Source organism: Gemmatimonadota bacterium, from assembly GCA_041390125.1.
Taxonomy (GTDB): Bacteria; Gemmatimonadota; Gemmatimonadetes; order Longimicrobiales; family Gaopeijiaceae; genus JAGQIF01.
The window spans coordinates 54,242-73,866 of sequence record JAWKQN010000003.1 but is presented as its reverse complement, the minus strand read 5'-3'; the positions used below and the strand labels follow the sequence as shown (position 1 = coordinate 73,866).

Sequence of the window (19,625 nt, the reverse complement as noted above, 5' to 3'; positions counted from 1 at the left end):
CCCGCGTGAACGCGATCCTGGAATCCGTCACCAGCGCCGTCGGCAAGCTCATCGACCGGAGCTTCCTCGCGGCCGGACTGGCGCCGGCGCTCATCCTCGCCGGGGGGATCCACCTCTATCGCACCGGGTTCGGAGGTCTGGACGGGCTGGGCGCCACCGTCACGGCGTTCACCGCCTCCTGGGCCGCCGCGACCTGGCCGGTCCTGCTCATCCTGGTGCTGGCCTTCCTGTTCCTGGCCGCCAAGGGCGGGCTCCAGTACCTGCTGGCCGAGGTCCCGCTCGGCCCGGTCCACGACGCGCTGCTCACCCGCTCGGTGGCCCGGGCCGAGGCGCTCGAAGCGGAACGTCAGCGGTGGTCCGACCGCCACACGGCGTTGAAGTGGAGCCCGGACGGCCGGTTCGTCGCGATCCCCGTCGAGGGCATGCCCGGGGCCGCGCCCGAGTGGAAGGCGTCCGCAGCCCGGGCGCGGTCGGCGGTGCTGGCCGCGCAGGCGGACGGACGCGACCTGGACCCGGACTGGGTGGCGGGGCTGGCCGACGCGCTCCTGCCCCTGCAACGGGCCTCGCTCGTGCCCGCGCCGGAGGACGACACCCCGGCGCAGGTGCACGATGCCGATCTGGAGGCGGAGCTGGTGTGGTGGCGGGAGTGGAGCGCCAGTCCGCGCACGGAGCGCATCCTGGATGTCGCGCAGGGCATCGCGGAGGGCCGCATGGCCCGCGCCCGCCGCGCACGCAGCGCCTATCCGCAGGAGCTGAGCTGGATGCAGCCGACCCGCTTCGGCAATCGTCTGGCGGCGCTCGACGACTACGCCGAGCGGCGCTTCGGGATGCCGACCGCAGCGCTCTGGACGCGTCTGTGGGGTGTGTTGTCCGACAAGGCCCGCACCGAGGTCGCCGAAGCGCGTCACGCCGTGGATGCCCTCGTCAACGTGCTGGCGGCGCTTGTCGGTGTGATGGTGTGGATCGTGGCCGCCGAGCTGCACGAAGCCCTGGGCGCGCTGGGGCCGGCCACGCTCGCCTTCGACCTGCGGCCCCTGCTGCTCCTGATCGCGGCAGCCCTCCTGGCACGGCTGGTCTACGCGTCCGTGCTGGTGGCGCTCGGCGGACTACGGGAGACCATGATCCGCTGGATCGACCTGGAGCGCTTCCGCCTGCTGCGCGAGCTGGGCTGGCCCGCCGTCGCGTATGAGAGCGACGTCCTCGACGCCTATTCGCGCCTCAACACCCACCTGGTGCTCGGCTGGACGCTCAAGCCCGACTTCCGGGTCGATCCCACCGACGCCACCAAGTAAGGAGGACGGGTCCACACGATGGAGATCACGCCGCTCTGCATCGCGTCCGCGCGCACCCTGCTCTACGTGAACCTCACGGGTGCCGCCGAGACCGTGATGGTCTGGTTGGCCGCGCACGGCGCCGACGGGCGCATGGCCATCGCGCGTCCGGAGGATCAACCGACGCGGTTCTATACGGTGGCGGCGGGCGCGCCCGCGATGGCCGTGAAGTGCTCGGTGCCCGCGAACGAGGCCGTCGTCCTGCTCCCGGGCGACGGAGGCACGCTGGCGGCGCGCCTGACCGACGGGAAGTAGGACCGGCCTCCAGCACCGGCAGATGCTGGTTGGACACCTCGAGCGGGACGCCCGGTCGCGCGGAGGCGACCGCACCACGCCGTCCGGGTCCGACCCCTTGCTCCGCAGCGCCGTCCGGTACGACCGGTCTTCAGCGAGCTCCCGCGCTCGGTGTGCCGCCGGGCTTGCGCAGCGGCACGCGCACGATGTACGGGACGTCCAAGGCGTCCGTGGTGCGCGCGAGCAGGTGCGCATCTCCGATCTCCAGGATGGTCCACGGCATCCCTGGCACGGTCACGTCCGTGATCCAGCGGCCCTCGGGCGAGAAGACGGACCAGTCCGCCAGGGAGTCGAACGGCATATCGACCGGGCGGGCCCAGACGTTGCCGCGCGCGTCGACGAGGAGGGTGCCCACGGACGGCTTGCGCTCCGGGAAGACGGCGTCCTCCATCCGGGCGCGGGTGCCTCGGAACCGGTCGGGATTGGCCTCCTCCAACCGGATCGCCCAGGCCTTGTAGGCCGCGATCATCTCGTCCGTGATGCGGAGGTCTCCCTCCGGGCGGCGGGTGATCCACTGCAGCGCACCGTTCCCGTCCAGCATCTGCACCTCGAACGATGCGGCCGGCGTGTAGAAGATCCGCGCGTCGTGGAGTGCCCACGTGGGCTGCGGGCTGAAGCGGGGAGACCCGATCGCGGGCGCGCCTTCGAAGCGCGTCACTTCCAGCACGTCCCCCGGCCTGCTCGCGATCGTACTCGGCGCGCGGCCTGCCCCGTCGAAGCGGGCGAGGGCGTCCTGCGTCTGGATCCGCGTACCGGGCGGTCGCGTCATGGCGCTTTCGAACGCGTCCTCCGCCGGGAATGTGCCCACCGGCGAACCATCCGGGAGAAGACCCAACAGGACCGGCGGGGTCGGGTCTCCGGGCAGCGCCCGCGAGGCGATGTGCCGGCCGGCGGCGTCGAAGCGCGTGAGCCGCGCCAAGGCGATGTCCCACACCACCAGGGTGTCTCCCGCGGTGACCCAGAGCCCGAACACGCTCCGGAACTCCCCGGGCCCTTCGCCATCGCGCCCGACCGACTGCAGGAAGCGGCCGTCGGGGGAGAAGAGCTTGAGCTGTCGGGTCCCCTGGTCGCCGACCACGACGCGGCCGTCGGACAGGCTGCGCGCGGCCATCGGAAACATCAGCCCCTCGTCGGGGTCGTCCCCGTAGCCGTACCGGCCCTCTTCGCCGAGGTCGACCACCCAGCGGTCGGCACCGGTGAGGAGCGGCCCCTCGTTCGAGACGATGGCCACGCCGGCGCTGTCCGTCACGCGCACCCCCGCGCCGGAATCGGCGGTCCCTTCCACGCCGCCACAGGCCGCCACCGCGCCGAGCAGCAGGGTCGCCGCACTACGTCGTAGCCCCTCCGACCTACCCGGCACCACCGCTCCTCCTTGGCGCAATCCCAGGACCGACACCCCGCGTGTCGCACCATACACAGAGATGCGGCTATGCTGCCATGCCTGGGAGCCAGGCGCAAGCACGGCGTGGACCGCCGCTCGCTCAGCCCAGGGTCGGGGCGAAGGTCGGGGCGCGACGGTGGTGGGTGGCCTGCTCGTAGGCGTAGGCGATGCGGAGCAGGACCGGTTCGCTCCAGGCCCTGCCGAAGAAGGAGATGCCGACGGGCAGGCCCTTCACGAAGCCCATGGGGACGCTGATGTCCGGATAGCCCGCGATCGCGGCCGGGCCCGCGGAGCTCCCTCCGTCGGAACGGTCGCCCTTGATGTGGTCCGTGGGCCAGGGGAGGTCGCGGGTAGGCGCCACGATCGCATCCAGACCGTGCTGATCCATCAGGCGGTCGATGCCGTCCTCGCGGTTCGCGCGCTGGATGATCCGCTTGGCGTCCAGATAGTCGCGGTCCGTGAGCGGGCCGCGCGCTTCGGCGGCGATCATGCGCTCCTGCCCGAAGTGGGGCATCTCGCGGTCCGCGTTGCGCTCGTTGAAGGCGATGATGTCGGCGAGGGTCCGGACCGGTGCCTCCGGGCCCAGCGTGGCCAGGTAGGCGTTCAGATCGGCCTTGAACTCGTACTCCAGCAGCAGCAACGGCAGATTGTCGTTCCAGTTGGACTGCTCGAGGTTCGCGGGATCGACGATCACCGCACCCTCGGCCCGCATCGCCTCGATCGCTTCGTCGAACAGGGTGACGATGCGTGGGTCGAAGCCCCCGAAGCTGCGCGCGACGCCGATGCGCGCCCCGCGCAGCCCGCCCGCGTCCAGGAACTGCGTGTAGTCCGCGTGGAAGCGCCCCTCACTGGCGAGGGTGGCCTCATCCCGAGGGTCGACACCCGTCAGCGGGCCGAGAAGCAGCGCTGCGTCCCGCACGCTGCGGCACATGGGACCCGCCGTGTCCTGCGAGTGCGAGATGGGGATGATCCCGGACCGACTCCACAAGCCCACCGTGGGCTTGATGCCCACCACCCCGTTGCTCGAGGACGGACACATGATCGACCCGCCCGTCTCCGTGCCGATGGTCAGCGCGGCCAGGTTCGCGGACGCAGCCGCGCCCGAGCCCGAGCTGGATCCGCAGGGATTGCGGTCCAGCGCGTACGGATTGCGGCATTGCCCTCCCCTGCCGCTCCAGCCCGAGGTGGCGCGCTCGCCGCGGAAGTACGCCCACTCGCTCATGTTCAGCTTGGCGAGCACGATGGCGCCGGCGGCGCGCAGCCGCTCCACGATGAAGGCATCGCGCGGCGCGATGGAGCCCTCGAGCGCGAGCGAGCCCGCGGTGGTGGTCATCCGGTCGTGTGTGTCGATGTTGTCCTTCAGCGCGACCGGAACGCCGTGCAGCGGACCGCGGGGACCGCGCTCCCGACGCTCCGCATCGAGGGCCTCGGCGATCTCCAGCGCTTCCGGGTTCACCTCGATGACCGACCCGAGCTCCGGGCCCTGGCGATCGAGCGCCTCGATCCGCTCGAGGTACAGCTGCGTGATGCTGCGCGCCGAGCGCTCGCCGCTGTCCATCGCGCGCTGGAGCTGGTCGACGGTGACCTCGTCCAGTTCGAACGGCGGAACCGTCTGCGCGGCGGGGGCACCCCCCCGAGCGGGGGTCGGGGCCGGTCCGCAGCCGGTGGTGGAGAGCGCCATCCCCACGCCTCCTGCGACGGTGGTGCCGAAGAAACGCCGACGTTCCATGGTCGATCCTCCTGGATGCGGGTCGAGATCAACGTAGTCCCGGTGGTCGGGCTCCGCAGCCATCCCACCGTGTTTCACTCCGGCCCGACCCGCGCGTCGGACCCGGAAGGTTCTTCCGGCCCCGGAGCGGGGGTCGAACCGCCGGATCTGGCGTCGCGGCGCCGATTCCGGCCGCTCCGGGGCCCCCGCGGGACGCAGCCGGGCCGTCGGGCACCGGCCCTGCCCCTGTCTTCCTCCGGCCGTCACGCCGCCCCCCGGGCTTCGGCCGATCGATCGCAGGCCCCTCAACGACGGGAGGACCCGACCATGACCAGAGCGATCCTGGCTCTGTGCTGCTCCGCGAGCGCGGCCGCCGGCCTCGCCACTCCCACCGCCGCCCAGATCGTCAACCCCTGGTCCATCGAAGGACGGGTAGGTGCGGCGATCCCCATCGGCGACATCTCGGACAACGACGAAACCGCCGGCCTGTCCGCCGGCGCGGACGTCATGTACGCGTTCGCACGCTCCGCCAGCGTCTACGCCGGTGGCTCCTGGTACCGGTTCAACTGCGACGGCGACGCGTGTGTCGGCGACCGCAGCGGTCGCGGAGTGGATGCGGGTGTGAAATTGGGCTTCGCGCAGGAAGGAAGCAGCGCCCTGCCCTGGATCCGCGGAGGTGTCATCCTGCACCAGACGGAGATCGAGGATTCCGATTCGGACTGGGCGCCGGGCTTCGAGGTAGGCGCCGGCGTCGACCTGGCGCTCTCGCCTCGCTTCTCGCTGGTCCCCGGCTTCCGCTTGTACGGCTACGAGGCGGACTTCGCCGACGAGGAGAATGACGCCACCATGCGCTTCTTCGTGGTGGATCTGGGCGGACACATCCACTTCTAGCGTCGGGTGTGGCGGCGGTTCGCCCATCTTCGGGCGGCCGCCCCCACTCCGATGCACAGTCCCTTGAAATCCGTTCCCGGAGCCGATAGCTCTTTCTCTGTGGGTTTGGCCAGGCTGAACCGATCCGCACCATCCGCCCCGCGGGGGTTCCGTACCCCCTCGGTGCTGGAGTCCACGTGGTGACCACCGATCCCCCGCGCCCTCGGGCTCGACGGCTCGAACCCCTGAGTCGGGCCCTGGGAGCCCTCGTCGCGCTGGGTGGCGGGCTCGTCCTGGTCGCCTGGTTCGCCGATCTTCCCGTCCTGCGCGCGCCCTTCCCCGGGGTCGCGTCCATGAAGGCGAACACCGCCCTCGGGTTCATCCTGTCGGGGTCGGCGCTCGTCGCGGTCGGAGCCCGCCCTCGCTTCCGGGCCGCGCTGGTGGCGACGCTCGCCGGCGCTGTCGTGCTCCTGGCGCTCCTCACCGTGAGCCAGGACGTGCTCGGGACCACGCTGGGCCTGGATGAGCTCCTGGTCCCGGACCGGGACGTCTTGATCTCCGGCACACCCGGCCGGATGTCTCCCCTCACGGCCACCTGCTTCCTCGCGTTCGGCATCGGCGTGTCGCTCCTGCTCGGCCGCAGGTCCCGCTTCTTCGTCTGGCCGTTCGCGACGGTCGCGCTCCTGCTGTCGGGCGTCACGCTGATCGCGTACCTCTACGACCTGGGCTCCCTCTACTCGATCGGCTCCCACTCGGCGATGGCCGTGCACACGGCGTTGCTGCACTTCCTGCTCGCGCTCGGCCTCCTCCTGGCGGACCGCAGCAACCTGGTCTCGGGCGTGCTGATGAGCGACGCCGCGGGCAACAAGGCGATCCGCGGCCTCCTGGTCGCGACCGTCCTCGTGCCGGTCGGCGTGGGATGGCTGCGGCTGTGGGGCCAGCGCCTGGGCTGGTGGAACACCGAGTTCGGCGTTGCGCTCATGGCGATCGCGACCATCGTGGTGCTGTCGACCGTGATCCTGATCAGCGCGCGTCGCCTGCAGCGGGCGGAGACGGCCCGGCGCCTCGCGGACGAGACGCTCCGCCAGCGCGAAGCACACATGCGCTCGATCCTGGACGGCGCCCTCGACGCCGTGGTGGGATTCGATGCACGAGGGGCCATCACCTACTGGAATCCTCGTGCGGAGAGCCTGTTCGGGTGGGCCGGATCGGAAGCGCTCGGCAGCACGCTGGGCCGGCTCCTGCTCCCCCAGGCTCCGACGGACCCCGAGACCGCTGCCGTTGTCGACGCGCTCCGTGACGACCCGACGCCGTTCCTGGATCGGCGGGTGCAGGTCCGGGCGCTGCACCGGGACCGGTCGGAGATCCCTGTCGAGCTGGTGCTGACCCGGGCCAGTCCCACGCACGGAGGCACCTACAGTGCCTTCCTGTCCGACCTGAGCGAGCGCGAACGGGCGGAGGAGCGGTTCCGCCTCCTCGTCGAGCAGGCTCCGAACGCGATCATCGCCACGTGGCGCGACGGCACCGTCGCCTCGCTCAACGCGGCGGCCGAGCGCATGTTCGGGTATCGGCAGGACGAGCTCGTCGGCCGGCCCATCGAGGTGCTGGTTCCGGACCGCTTCCGCGGCTACCACGAGGAGGACCGTCACGGCTACACGCGTCAGCCGCAACCCCGCATGATGGGGGCCGGTCGCGAGCTGTACGCGCGCAGACAGAACGGAACGGAGTTCCCCGTCGAGATCGGCTTGAGCCCCATCGACACGGACGAAGGTCTGCTGGTGCTCAGCTCGGTCTTCGACCTGTCCTTCCGCAAGCGGAGCGAACAGGAGATCCGGGACCTCAATGCTCGTCTGGAGCAGCGGGTCCAGGAGCGAACGAACGAGCTGGAGCTGGCCAACCGGGAGCTGGAGCGGTTCTCGTACTCCGTCTCCCACGACCTCCGTGCGCCGCTGCGCCACATCGACGGCTTCAGCGTGGCGCTCCTGGAGGATCACCTCCGCGACTTGCCCCCCGAGGCGCAGCAACACCTGCACCGCATCCGGGCCTCCACCCAGCGCATGGGTGAACTGATCGACGCGCTCCTTGCCCTCGCGCGCGTGACGCGGACGCCCCTGCACCGGCACGTCGTGGACATGAGTCGCCTGGCCATGGAGATCGCTGCAGCGTTCGCCCAGGACGAGCCCGCGCGGGAGGTCCTCGTGGACATCCAACCCGGGGTGGAGGCGCTCGGTGACCCGCCCCTGTTGCGCATCGCGCTCGAGAACCTGCTCGGCAACGCCTGGAAATTCTCCTCCGAGCGCTCCCCCGCACGGATCGCATTCGGCGTGGTCGAGACCACCGAGGGCGACCGTTACTTCGTACGCGACAACGGGGTCGGCTTCGACATGGCGTACGCCGATCGCGTCTTCGGCGCCTTCCAGCGCCTGCACCCCGATACCGAGTTTCCGGGCACCGGTGTAGGCCTGGCCACCGTCAGCCGCATCGTCGCCCGACACGGGGGGCGCATCTGGGTGGAAGCAGAACCGGACGTAGGCGCCACCTTCTTCTTCACGCTCCCGACCGGGGCGGGGAGCTCGGACGACGCGATGCGTCCTTCGACCGCGTTGGCTTCCAACGGAGCGTAGCCTTATCTTGCGAGCGTCCGATCCCCCCTCTTCGAGCGTTCCGGACGTCCCTCCAGGACCCGGGCATCCCCTCGCATTGCGGAGGGCGCGGATGAACGAAGTGCGCATCCTCCTCGTGGAGGATGAGCCCAACGACGTGGAGCTCACCATGAGGGCCCTGCGTCGCAACGCCATCACCGCCGAAGTCACGGTGGCCCGGGACGGGGCCGCTGCCCTGGCGTATCTGCTGGGGCCGGGTCGGGAGCCCGAAGAGGCGCTGCCCCCCCTGCCTTCCCTGGTCCTGCTCGACCTCAACCTGCCGAAGATCCGTGGCCTCGACGTGCTGCGGCGCCTGCGTCAGGACACCCGCACCCGCCTGCTCCCGGTCGTCATCCTGACCTCTTCCAGGGAAGAGGAGGATCGCCGTTCAGGCTATCTCGCCGGCGCCAACAGCTACATCCGCAAGCCCGTCGACTTCGACGAGTTCCTGGACGTGATCCGACAGCTCTCCGCCTACTGGCTGTCCCTCAACGAGCCTCCGCCGATCTAGACATCATGGCCCAACCGCTCCGTTTGTTGCTGGTCGAAGATTCCGAGAACGATGCGCTGCTCGTCATCCGGGAGCTGCGCAAGGGCGGGTTCGACGTGGATTGGGAACGCGTCTTCTCGGCCGACAGTCTCGTCCACGCCCTGGATCGCCGGGCCTGGGATCTCATCATCGCCGACTACTCGATGCCGGGATTCACGGGCACCGAGGCCCTGCGTCTGGTGACGGCTCGGGGGCTGGATCTGCCGTTCATCTTCGTGTCCGGCACCCTGGGGGAGGATACCGCGGTGGACGCCATGAAGAGCGGCGCGCATGACTACCTGATGAAGGGAAACCTGCGGCGCCTGGTGCCCGCCATCGAGCGCGAGCTGCGGGAGGCTTCGGTCCGCAAGCAGAGCCGGCACATGGAGCAGCGCATCCAGTACCTGGCCTACTACGACGAGCTGACCGACCTGCCCAACCGGGCCCTGTTCCGCAACCGACTCGAGCAGGCCCTCGCGCTCGCGCGGCGAGAGCAGCGCACGTTCGCGCTCATGGTGCTCGACCTGGACCACTTCAAGGAGATCAACGACACCCTCGGACACCACGCGGGGGATCTCGTGCTCAAGCAGGTGGCGACCCGCCTACGCGCCGTGCTCCGGGAATCGGACACCCTGGCCCGCCTGGGCGGAGACGAGTTCGCGCTTCTCCTCCCCTCTCTCGCGCAGGAGGGTCCGGACGTGGTCGCCCGGAAGCTGCTCGAGGCGTTGGAGCCTCCCATCGCCGTGGAAGGCCAGCGCCTGGAGGTGCGGGCCAGCCTCGGCGTGGTGCTCTATCCCCAGCACGGCGCCTCACCGGACACGCTGCTGCAACGCGCCGACGTCGCGATGTATCTGGCCAAGGAGCAACGGAGCGGAGCCTCGGTGTATGCGCCGCACCTGGATCGCCACAGCCCGCTCCGGCTCTCGATGGGGGCCGAGCTGGTGCAGGCGATCGCCTCCGACGATCTGCAACTCCACTACCAGCCGCTGGTCGACCTGCGCACGGGAGCGGTGCTGGGGGTCGAAGCGCTCGCCCGGTGGGCCCACCCGCAACATGGGCCGCTGGCGCCGGAGCGCTTCGTCCAGATCGCGGAACAGACCGGCTCGATCCGGCAGCTGACGAATTGGGTCTTGCGAACCGGCCTGCGCCAGTGCGCAGCCTGGCGGGCCGCAGGCTTGCCGCTGCGCCTGTCGGCCAACCTGTCCGCCCGTTCCCTGGAGGACGACCTGCCCGACCAGGTCGCACGGATCCTCGCCGATGCGGGTGCACGCCCGGACTGGCTGCAGTTCGAGATCACGGAGACGGTGCTGATGGCCGATGCCACCCGAGGCAGCGAGGTCCTCGCGCGCGTCCACGGCATGGGCGTCGGCATCGCGCTCGACGACTTCGGCACCGGATACTCCTCGCTCACCTACATGTCGCGCCTCCCCATCGACGTCCTCAAGATCGACCGCTCGTTCATCGTGGACGTCGAGCGCGGGACCGACGAGTTCATCGTGAAGGCCGTGATCGACCTGGCCCACAACTTCGGGCTGCGGGTCGTCGCGGAAGGCGTGGAGACGGCGCCGGTGCTGGACCGCCTGCGGGCGCTGGGGTGTGACGCGGTACAGGGCAATCTCATCGCGCCCCCGCAACCCCCGGGCGCCTTCTCTGCCTGGATGGCATCGTGGACCGGCCTTCCCGTACTGCTGGAGGAAGGGGAGCCGCCGGCCCCGAGCTGAACCCTCGCGACGCGCGGGCGCCGTCGCACGGAGGCGTTAGACTGAGGCAGGCCTTCTCGTCTGGCACTCCTCCGGCCCCGGACACGTCCATGCGCTCCAGATCCCTCCCCGCGGCGCTGATCGTCTCCACGCTGGGCGCATGCGACCGTGGAAGCACCGCCCCCGACACGGGGACGTTGCTCGTCCGCCTGGCCGCCGAGACCGGTGCGATCGCGCCCGACCGCGGGGAGCTGGTGCTGCGGGGGCCTTCCGACCGGACGCGACCGCTCGACGGCGCCACCGCCACGACGGTGCCGGGGCTGCGACCGGGACGCTACGCCGTGCACGCCGAGGCCTGGGACGCGGACGACGCCGTGTGGGCGCTGGGCAGCACCGACGTCGATGTCGGGGCGGGCATCCCCACCGACGTGACGCTCGTGCTGACGTCGTTCGTGCCGGCTGCACCGACCCCGTCCGACGTGCCCACGGAAGGGGGCTCGGCCTCGTTCACGGTGCCCCCGCTCCCCGGTGCCGGGACCTACGACTGGGTCTGGGGTCGGGACAGCCTCTTCGCCGACGGGCGGTCCTCCTCCGTGAGCGGACCCTCCGCGACGCTGGCCTTCGACTCGAGCGGCTCGTGGCGCGTACGGGTGCGAGGCCGCACGAGCGCAGGACGCCCGGGCCGATGGAGCGCCGCGACCGCAGTGGCGGTGCAGCCGCGCCCGGCACTCGTGCTGCACCCCGGAGCCATCACGTGGCAGACGGCCGACGGCTCCACGGACACCCTCGCCGCCGACGTGCTCGTCGCGACCCTTCCCGACGCGGTGGTCGAGGGGCTGGTGGTGGAGACGGTGGCTCCCGTCCCCTGGCTCGACGCGCGCCTCGAGGGATCGCGGACGCCGACCACCCTGGCGCTGCGGGCGCACACGTCGGGCCTCGCGTCGGGCCTGTACACGGCGGTCGTGCGCGTGGGCGCCCCGGACGCCGCGACCGGCCGTGATCTGCCCGTGCAGCTCGAGATCCTCGCGGCACCCCCTCCTCCCCCGCCCCCCGCGCCTCCCACGGTGCGGATCCTCCAGCCTGGCGTGAACGAGACCTTCGCGGTGGGCACGCCGATCCGGCTGCGCGCGGACGCGCTGGATCCGGAGACCGGACCTCTGGCCGGCGCGCAGATCGAATGGCGCTGGCGCGGCTATCCTCCGCTCGGCGGTGTCCTGGGCACGGGAACGGACGTGACCTGGACTCCGCAGGAGCACGAGGCGGGCTCGTATTCGATCGAGGTGGTGGCCACCGATCCGGGCGGGCTGGCGGATACGGCCTCCGTCGCCGTGACGGTGCTGGGCGGCACCTTCAGCGGCCGTACGTGGGGACCCCCCTCGAACAGCCCCATCACCGCGACCAGCTTCTTCGTGGAACTCCACGGAGACGAGGTCGGCGGCAACATCGGGATGTTCGATCTCCGTCTCGAGTACGGGCCCACGCCCGCGCTCGGCACGGTGTACCCCTTCGGAGCCGGCTACGGCGGGTTTGCCGGGGGCAGTCAGCCGGCGTTCCAGCACGAGCTCGGCGGCCTGGAACCCTCCAGCCGCTATTGGTTCGAATGGGTGCTGACCTACGCCCGTGGAACCGTCCGGACGGGCGTCGACTCCGCTACGACCGGCACGCCGATCACGATCCTCAACGACTCCCTCCCGAACGGGGTCGTGGGCGTGCCGTATCACGTGGCGTTGGACGCCGTGGGCGGGGACCCCCGTGTGGATCCGGTGCACGCCTTCACGCTGACGCCGTCGAGTGGCCCCCTGCCCCCGGGGCTGTCCCTCCAGGGCCTGCCCGTGGTGCTCGCGGGCACACCGGTCACTGCGGGAAGCTGGACGTTCGAGCTGGAGGCCTGGGACTTCGTGGGCTGCTGCGTGGCGCCGGCCCGGCGTACCTTCACGCTCGTGGTCCACTGACCCGCAGGCACGCAGGCGCCCGGCATGTACGATTGGCAGGACTGTCAGACCAAGAACGCGCACCGCAGCGCGCTCGCGCGCTTGCTCATCTGCCTCCCGGTCGCGATCGACCGCCGCTGGCGTCTCTCCGACTTCCGGCTGAACCGCACCTACGGCGGGCCGGCCGAGTCCGTCCTGGGTCCCAAAGGGCACCCGTTCGTCGTGCTCCTCCTCCCCGCCTTGCTCGGGCTGTTCGTCGTCTTCGGCCCCGGGCTGGGGGAACGGGGCGCGGGCGCATATGCCCTGTACGGCCTGGCGGTGGGGCTCCTCGTGCTCGGAAGCCGCCTCGCGTCCGAGCGGGGCCTCCTGGCGTGGCATCTCCTGTGGATGGCCCTCCTGTGCGCCGTCGTCTGGATCCTCGCCGGGCCCGAGGCCCGCGCGGTGGACGCGACGCTCTACCGGCACATCGTGGTGGGGCTCACGCCGCTCGCCCTGCTTCCCGCCATCGCGGTCGCGTTCGGCCTGACCCGGGTGCTGTTCCGTCCGCCGTCCGAACCCTCACCGTTCCGCGAAGCCCTGACGGACACGGAGCTGTTCGCGATGCCGGTCTACCCGGAGATCGGATGGCTGGAGGTCCTGCGGGGGCAGATCAACGCGGCGTTGCAGAAACCCCTCCTGCTGCTCTTCCTGCCCTCGCTGGCGCTGGTCGTGTTCCATCGCGGACAGGACCCGCGCACGGTGGGGCTCCTGGCGCTCCTGCTGTCCCAGCTCTTCCTGGCCCTCGCCACGGTCCATCCTCGCCTGGACGCGATGGTGTCGCTGCTGGACCGCGTCCTGTTCCGGGGCGGCCAGCTCGTGGTGACGCTCGCCCTGATCACGCTGGCGGTGGCACGCTTCGTAGGGGTGCACTACGTGGCGGACGTGTTGGAGTCCAGCCGCCGCTCCACGCTCGCGCTGTTCCTGCTGGCGGCCTACGCCTTCTTCTGGTTCTACGAGTACTGGCTGAACTGGCTGCTCTGCGCACGCCTGCTCCGGCTGCTGCGCGATCCCGACGTCCGCGGCCCCGTCGGACGGGTTCCCTACCCCTTCACCGGGCCCACGCCGACCCGCGTGCCGGACGGCGAGCGCGTGCTGCAGATCCACGGCGGCGCGCGCTACGTGGTCCTGGGCCCGGCACTCCCCTCCGGACGCACGCCCTTCCAGTTCTACGAGCGCGGTGACCTGTTCGACCGACTGGGTCGGGCCGCTCCCGATGCGCTCACCGCGCTGCGCTCCCGCATGCGCACGTACTTCACCGTCACCAACCTGCTGCTGATCGGCATGGCCGTGGTCGGCGCTCTGTGGCTCTCACGCGGCGTGCAGTCGTCGGTCGTGCAGGCGGACCGGACCGCGGAAGGTCCGGTCGATCTGCGGGAGCTGCTGTTCCGGGATCCCGCGCGCGGAGACGCGCCCCGTGTGCTCCTGGCCCTGTCGGGTGGGGGGACACGGGCGGCGCTCTACGCGACGTCCCTGCTGGAGGGCCTGCACCGGGAGGAGGCGCTGGACCAGGTGGTGCTGCTGTCCGGGGTCTCCGGGGGTGGTGCCGCGCTCGCGTACTACCTGGCGCATCGGGAGGCCCTGGACGCGGGCGTGGACTCCGCCTGGGCCCGATTCCGTTGCACGATGGATGACCCGTTCATCGAGGACGTGCTGGAGGGCGCGCCCGAATGGCGGATCCTGGCGGGGACCCGCCTGGGGCAGCTCCTGGCCGAGAGCTTCGGACGTCGGTTCCAGGGTCCGCGCCCGCGGGTGGCGGACCTGCCCACCGATCAGGCCTTCATCCTGAACACCGCGTTGGCGGGTAGCCTGCGCATCGCGGGAGAGGACACGGCCTCCGTGTGTACGTTCACGGATCCCGATGGCTTCCCGCCCTGCGCGGAGCTGCGTGAGCGGGAGACGACGTCCAGCCTGGCCGGCGGTCGCTTGATCTTCACGAACCTGACGCCCGCATCCGCGTTTCCCGGTCGGACGTCCGCCGTCCCCGGCCACGCGCTGGACTATGTCGTCTTCGCCGACGGCGCGGTGCCGCTCGCCGGCGCCGCCGGCCTGGCCGCCAACTTCCCGCCTTTCTTTCCCAACGCGCCCGTCGACTCCTGGACGACCCGGGAACGCTTCTGGGTGACCGACGGCGGTGCCACCGACAATCGCGGCGTGATCTCCCTGCTGTTGGCGTTGCGCGATGCGCTCACCCGCGAGCTGGCGGACCCCTCGCCGGTCGGCCGCACCCTGCCGCCGCTCGAGATCGTCGTGGCGGAGGCCTCCGCCGGGTCGCTCAACTACAACCAGGACCGCGGGCTGGGCAGCCGCTTCGGCGCTCCGGCGCAGTTCGCGAGTCAATTGATGCAGGAGCTGGTCACGGAGATCCGGCGCCTCTACGGCGCGTTGGGGGCGGAGGACCCGGAAGAGGCGGTGCGGCTGCACTACCTGGAGATGCCTCCGGTGCTCCGGGTGGAAGGCGGTCTGGGGACCCACTGGATGCTGCCCGAGCGGGTGACGCTGGCGCGCGCACCGCGCGGCGGGCCCGGAGCCGACGCGCGCACGGTGGTCGACGGGCTCGCCGTGCGCGACGTGATCTTCGCCCTGCATTCCGCGGAGACGACGCCGCTGCCGGTCTGCGCCGACGACGATGCCGCGCCGGAGGCGCTGTCCGGGGACGTGCGACGGACCTGGAACGCCATCGCGGGCGTGGAGCGCGAGACCGGCCCCGGCCGCCCCGCCGTGCGGACGGACCCGCACGCCGTCGTCTGGGACGCGCTGCGGGCCGCGCTCCGGTAGCCGTGCGCGGCCACGCGGTCGCGATCAGGCCGGCGCCGTGGCGTCCGGGACGCGGTTCCCGAGGCCGGGACCTACTCGGGGACCAGGACCAACGGCATGCGGGACTCCCGCCCGGGTCGGCGCGGCGTCACCCGTCCGTAGAGCTCCGCCAGCGTCCGGCGCAGCTGGAGGTGGGCGTGGACCAGCCCCACGCCCTTGCCCAGGGCGCCGCCGGCCAGGAAGGCCACGGACCCCATGCCCACGGTCGCCGCGGTGCCCAGGTCCGATCCGGACACGGCGCCGATGACGACCAGGGCGAGCGCGGCCAGCGATCCCACGGCTCCGGTCCGGCAGCCACAGGCACCGAACAGACGGTTGAGTCGCGTCTGGAAGGCCAGGTTCTCCTCGGGCGACAGCGCGGTGAGCGCCAACGCCACCGTGCCCTTGAAGCCCTTCCGCCACGGACGCACGTCCTCGGCGAGGATGCGAACCTGGATGGGGTGCTCGATCAGCATGGGCGCCTCGCGGGAAGTGGGGTCCCAGGAGAGGCGCAGGAGTCGGGCGCGTCCGGTCAGGACGGGGCGCGGGCACGGCTCCGCGACACCGTCCGCGCTGCCTCCGGGTGGAGGGGCGTCAGCGCGCCGACTCCTCGTCGAGCCGTCGCGCGCGTTCGGCCGCGGCGTCCTGCGCACGCAAGGCCGTTCCCACGCCGCGCGCGCCGGGGAGCGGGAGCGTGGAGACCAGCGAGTCCTTCTGCCGGCGCGTCAGGGTGCTGGCGGGCTCGTCGACGGCCGCCGTCTCCTCCGAACCGGGACACGCCGCACCGAGGAGGGCAGCGGTGAGGGCGAGAGCGAGCAGGATACGCATGGATCCTCCGGGGGAAGCGGGCGAAGGAGATCCAGAGCAGATTCCGTGCCCTGCGACGGTCCGTCGAGGGCGCGCAGCGCCTGCCCTGGCCGGGTCCGGGCCTTCCGCACGATGCGCTCCGCGACCTCCGTGCCCCGACCACGCATCCGCCGCGTCACCGTTGCGTGCGACCCGTCCCGCTCCCTACCCTGCCCCGTCCCCAGCGGAGAGCGCCATGGAGCGACGAGCCTTCCTCAGCCGGGCCACCGGTGCAGCCCTCGCCCTGCCCTGGGTGCCGGGGCGGCCCCATCCCGACGCGGAGCCCCGCGCCCTGATCATCGACGCCATGGGCGAGCTGCGCACGCTCTACGAGCCCGACCTGGTGCGGGAGATGCTCGCGAGCGGCCTCGACGCCATCACCGTCACACTCTGCGACCCCAAGCCGCTCGGAGCCGAAGCGCTGGAGCTGGCGCTCGACGGGCTGCTGGACTACGACCGGTACCTCGCGCGCCACCCCGACCTCTTCGTGAAGGCGACCCGCGTCGCCGATGTGGACGAGGCACGTCGCAGCGGCCGGCTCGCGGTCTTCTATCTCTATCAGAACTCCGAGCAGTTCGGTGACGACCTGGACCGCGTGGGAGCCTTCTACCGCCTGGGGCTGCGCAGCTGCCAACTGACCTACAACGAGCGCAACCGCGCCGGCGTGGGCTGCCGGGCCACCGACGATCCCGGAGGCCTGACCGACTTCGGGCGGGCCCTGATCGAGACCATGAACAGCACCGGCATGCTGATCGACCTGTCGCACGCGAACATGCGCACCATGGCGGACGCCATCGCGCATTCGCGCGTCCCGGTCCACGTCTCGCACACGGGCTGTGACGCCGTCTATCCCCACGAACGCAACACCACCGACGCCAACCTGCGCGCGCTCGCCGAGCGCGGGGGCGTCGTCGGCATCTGCCAGCTGCGTCCCTTCCTGACGTCCAAGAAGCGCGACAACCTGCACGCCTTCTTCGACCACATCGACCACGCGGTGGACGTGGCGGGCCTCGAGCACGTGTGCATCGGCTCCGACCGCGATCACCGCGTGATCGTCATGACACCGGAGTACGAGGCGGAGCTGCGCGCCGAAGAAGGCAGCCAGGTGCAGACCAGCGAGCTCCCGTACTTCATCGACGAGCTGAACGGGCCGCGCCGCATGGAGGTCGTCTGGGACGGGCTGGTCGACCGCGGGTACTCCGAGGATCAGGTGGAAGGCATCATGGGAGGCAACGTGTATCGGCTCTACCGGGACGTGATCGGGTAGGCGCGCGCGCAGCGGCTCCCGAGGCGGGTCCGCGCGGCGCTGGGTCCGGGCGGCGCTGGGTCCGCGTCCGCGCCGGTCCGTGACCCGCCCCGTCACCGTCACCGCCACGACCACCGTCACCGACCGCCGCTAGTTTGCTGCTCTCGCGTCCGTTCGCCAGGTTGCCGACATGCCCGACCGCATCTCCAAGCTCCAGCGCTGGCTGGACCTGATCTCCTTCCTCGCCGCCCGTCACTTCCCCGTCACGGTGGACCAGATCTGGCAGGCGGTGCCGGCCTACACCCGCGGCCTCGAGGCAGACCCGCGCACGCAGGAGTCGGTGCGCCGCGCCTTCGAGCGCGACAAGAGCGAGCTGCGCGCAGCGGGCATCCCCATCGACACGGTCTCCTATTCCGTCAACCAGGCCGAGCCGACCCAGGGCTACCGGCTGGCCACGCGCGACTTCCATCTCCCGTACCTGCGCCTCGTGGGCGAGATGGCGGGCGCGGCGGGGCCCGCAGCACCGGCGTCCACCGAGTTCACCGTGGAGGAGTCCGAGGTGGCGGCCGCGCTCGAGGGGCTGGGCGCCCTCGCCGAGCTTCCCGGCTTCCCGCTGGCCACCGAGGCACGGTCGGCGTACCGGAAGCTGGCGTTCGATCTCGATCCCCTGCCCGACGTCGAGGCACCGGTCCTCTACGCGCCCGACCCCGAGGCCGAGGGGATCGCCGACACGCTGCGCGCCCTTTCGGACGCGCTCCTGGAGCGCCGCCGTGTGACCTTCCGCTACCACGCCATGCACTCCGACGAGGAGTCACAGCGCAGCGCTCGTCCCTACGGTCTCGTCTTCCAGCACGGGCGCTGGTACCTGGTGGGGTGGGCGGAGGAGCGCGAGGCGTTGCGGATGTTCCGGGTCGGCCGGATGACCGAGGTCGTGGTGGAGGCGAAGGCAGAGGCCTACGACATCCCGGCCGACTTCGACCTCGGCACCTTCGCGGGACGCAGCGCCTGGGAGCTCGGCGACGATCCGGAGGGCTCGGTGAGCGCGACCGTCGCGTTCCGCTTCCCACGCTCGGTCTGGGCCGAACGCAACGGCCACGGCACGCGGGTGGACGGGCTGGAGGACGGGGGTGAGCTGCGCCGCTTCGACGTCCATCGCCGCGACCCGTTCCTGCGCTGGGTGCTGAGCCTGGCGGGGGACGCGCGGGTCGTGGACCCGCCCGATCTCCGGGACGCCTTCCGCGCGCTGGCGGGCGCCGCACGCGAGCGGTACGCCGTGGACCCGGAGCCGAGGCCGTGAGCGCGCCTCGTACGGCCCAGGCGCAACTCCTGCGGCTCCTGCACGTGCTGCCCGCCGCGCGACGTCCGGGCGGGGCTTCCCTCCGCGCGCTGGCCCGGGAGCTCGGCACGGACGAGCACACCATCCTGCGCGACCTGGACGAGGTGACCCAGCGCGCCTACTACCACCCGGGTGGCTGGCCCGACGATCTCCAGATCCTGGTGGACGCCGACCGCGTGAGCGTCCCCCACGCGCGCGGATTCGAACGGCCCCTGCGTCTCACGGCCGCGGAGACGCTGTGCCTCGCGATCGCCTTGCGCGGCGACCGCGCGGGCAGCCGTCTGCCCGAACCGCACCGGCGTACCGACCTCCTGGACCGGGCCGAGCGGTTCCTGGGCAGCACGCTGCCGCAGAATGGCGCGCACCCGATCCTCCCCGGGATGGAGCCGGACCCGGCCGGGATCCGCGACGTGCTCCTGGAGGCCGCACGGGGACGGCACGCGTGCGCGATCGAGTACGCCAAGGCGTCGGCGGCGGAACTCGACGCGCGGGTGATCCATCCCTACGCGCTGACCCATGCCGGCGGCTCGTGGTACGTCGTCGGCCACTGCACCATCCGGGCGCAGCCCCGCGTCTTCCGGCTCGACCGCATCGTCGCGGCGGCGCCCACGTCGGACTCCTTCGAGGTCCCGCCCGACTTCGACCCGCACGACTGGGTCGAGGAAGGCCGGGTCTTCCGCCCCGGCCAGGAGATCGAGGTGCCGGTGCGCTACAGCGCGCGGGTGGCGCGTTGGGTGCGCGAGTGGGCCGGTAGCCACGGTCATTCCTGGGAGGAGGACGGCGAGGCGCTCGTGCTGCGCCACCGGGTCGCCGATCCCCACTGGGCGGTACGGCACGCGCTCCTCTACGGTGCCGAGGCCGAGATCCTCGGACCGCCGGACGTGCGCGCGCTGGTGCTCGACACGCTGGAGCGGCTGGCGGACTGAGCGTCCGGCTGTCGCACCCCCTTTCTAGCTTGGCCCTCCTCGATCCCCGGACC

At 71.6% G+C, this 19,625-nt stretch carries 15 protein-coding genes; 11 read left to right on the top strand and 4 right to left on the bottom strand.

The features are described 5' to 3' along the window. The first annotated feature begins 5 nt into the window (after positions 1–5). Together R3E98_01905 and R3E98_01900 are read left to right on the top strand one after the other, a co-directional pair. Positions 6–1,292: a hypothetical protein gene (locus R3E98_01905; GenBank protein MEZ4422139.1), complete on the top strand. Its 1,287-nt coding sequence runs from the start codon at positions 6–8 to the stop codon at positions 1,290–1,292. A gap of 18 nt (positions 1,293–1,310) precedes the next feature. Further along, complete coding sequence (locus tag R3E98_01900) at positions 1,311–1,586, top strand: hypothetical protein (GenBank protein ID MEZ4422138.1); 276 nt, start codon at positions 1,311–1,313, stop codon at positions 1,584–1,586. A 130-nt stretch (positions 1,587–1,716) separates the two neighbouring features. Here R3E98_01900 and R3E98_01895 read toward each other — a convergent pair whose 3' ends face one another. Continuing rightward, a complete protein-coding gene (locus R3E98_01895) occupies positions 1,717–2,985 on the bottom strand; it encodes a 6-bladed beta-propeller (protein MEZ4422137.1) in 1,269 nt (422 codons plus the stop codon). Positions 2,986–3,106: 121 nt separating this feature from the next. Beyond that, complete coding sequence (locus tag R3E98_01890) at positions 3,107–4,735, bottom strand: amidase (GenBank protein ID MEZ4422136.1); 1,629 nt, start codon at positions 4,733–4,735, stop codon at positions 3,107–3,109. Positions 4,736–5,041: 306 nt separating this feature from the next. Between R3E98_01890 and R3E98_01885 the strand changes: the two genes are divergently transcribed. The 6 genes from R3E98_01885 to R3E98_01860 all read left to right on the top strand — a co-directional run bounded on the left by R3E98_01885 (position 5,042) and on the right by R3E98_01860 (position 15,200). After that, a complete protein-coding gene (locus tag R3E98_01885; GenBank protein MEZ4422135.1) occupies positions 5,042–5,605 on the top strand; it encodes an outer membrane beta-barrel protein in 564 nt (187 codons plus the stop codon). Between the two features lie 179 nt (positions 5,606–5,784). Continuing rightward, the gene (locus R3E98_01880) at positions 5,785–8,208 is read left to right on the top strand and encodes a PAS domain S-box protein (protein MEZ4422134.1); all 2,424 of its coding nucleotides are present in this window, start codon (positions 5,785–5,787) and stop codon (positions 8,206–8,208) included. 91 nt (positions 8,209–8,299) lie between these two features. Further along, positions 8,300–8,737, top strand: a complete 438-nt coding sequence (locus tag R3E98_01875; GenBank protein MEZ4422133.1) for a response regulator — start codon at positions 8,300–8,302, stop codon at positions 8,735–8,737. A 5-nt stretch (positions 8,738–8,742) separates the two neighbouring features. Then, the gene (locus R3E98_01870; protein MEZ4422132.1) at positions 8,743–10,476 is read left to right on the top strand and encodes an EAL domain-containing protein; all 1,734 of its coding nucleotides are present in this window, start codon (positions 8,743–8,745) and stop codon (positions 10,474–10,476) included. Between the two features lie 89 nt (positions 10,477–10,565). Then, positions 10,566–12,407, top strand: a complete 1,842-nt coding sequence (locus tag R3E98_01865) for an Ig domain-containing protein (GenBank protein MEZ4422131.1) — start codon at positions 10,566–10,568, stop codon at positions 12,405–12,407. A 24-nt stretch (positions 12,408–12,431) separates the two neighbouring features. Next, positions 12,432–15,200: a patatin-like phospholipase family protein gene (locus tag R3E98_01860; protein ID MEZ4422130.1), complete on the top strand. Its 2,769-nt coding sequence runs from the start codon at positions 12,432–12,434 to the stop codon at positions 15,198–15,200. A gap of 71 nt (positions 15,201–15,271) precedes the next feature. On the opposite strand, the gene R3E98_01855 is transcribed toward R3E98_01860, so the two are convergent. After that, positions 15,272–15,694, bottom strand: a complete 423-nt coding sequence (locus tag R3E98_01855) for a hypothetical protein (protein MEZ4422129.1) — start codon at positions 15,692–15,694, stop codon at positions 15,272–15,274. Between the two features lie 118 nt (positions 15,695–15,812). After that, positions 15,813–16,046 (bottom strand): hypothetical protein, encoded by a 234-nt coding sequence (locus R3E98_01850; GenBank protein MEZ4422128.1) that lies wholly within the window; start codon positions 16,044–16,046, stop codon positions 15,813–15,815. Between the two features lie 214 nt (positions 16,047–16,260). On the opposite strand from R3E98_01850, the gene R3E98_01845 reads away from it, so the two are divergent. The 3 genes from R3E98_01845 (at position 16,261) to R3E98_01835 (ending at position 19,572) form a co-directional block, all read left to right on the top strand. Then, positions 16,261–17,331 (top strand): membrane dipeptidase, encoded by a 1,071-nt coding sequence (locus tag R3E98_01845; protein MEZ4422127.1) that lies wholly within the window; start codon positions 16,261–16,263, stop codon positions 17,329–17,331. Between the two features lie 169 nt (positions 17,332–17,500). Continuing rightward, positions 17,501–18,607 (top strand): WYL domain-containing protein, encoded by a 1,107-nt coding sequence (locus tag R3E98_01840; GenBank protein MEZ4422126.1) that lies wholly within the window; start codon positions 17,501–17,503, stop codon positions 18,605–18,607. Further along, positions 18,604–19,572 carry a WYL domain-containing protein gene (locus R3E98_01835; GenBank protein ID MEZ4422125.1) on the top strand — a complete coding sequence of 323 codons (969 nt, stop codon included), beginning with the start codon at positions 18,604–18,606 and terminating at the stop codon, positions 19,570–19,572. Before R3E98_01840 ends, R3E98_01835 begins: the two co-directional genes overlap by 4 nt. The last annotated feature ends 53 nt before the right edge of the window (positions 19,573–19,625 follow it).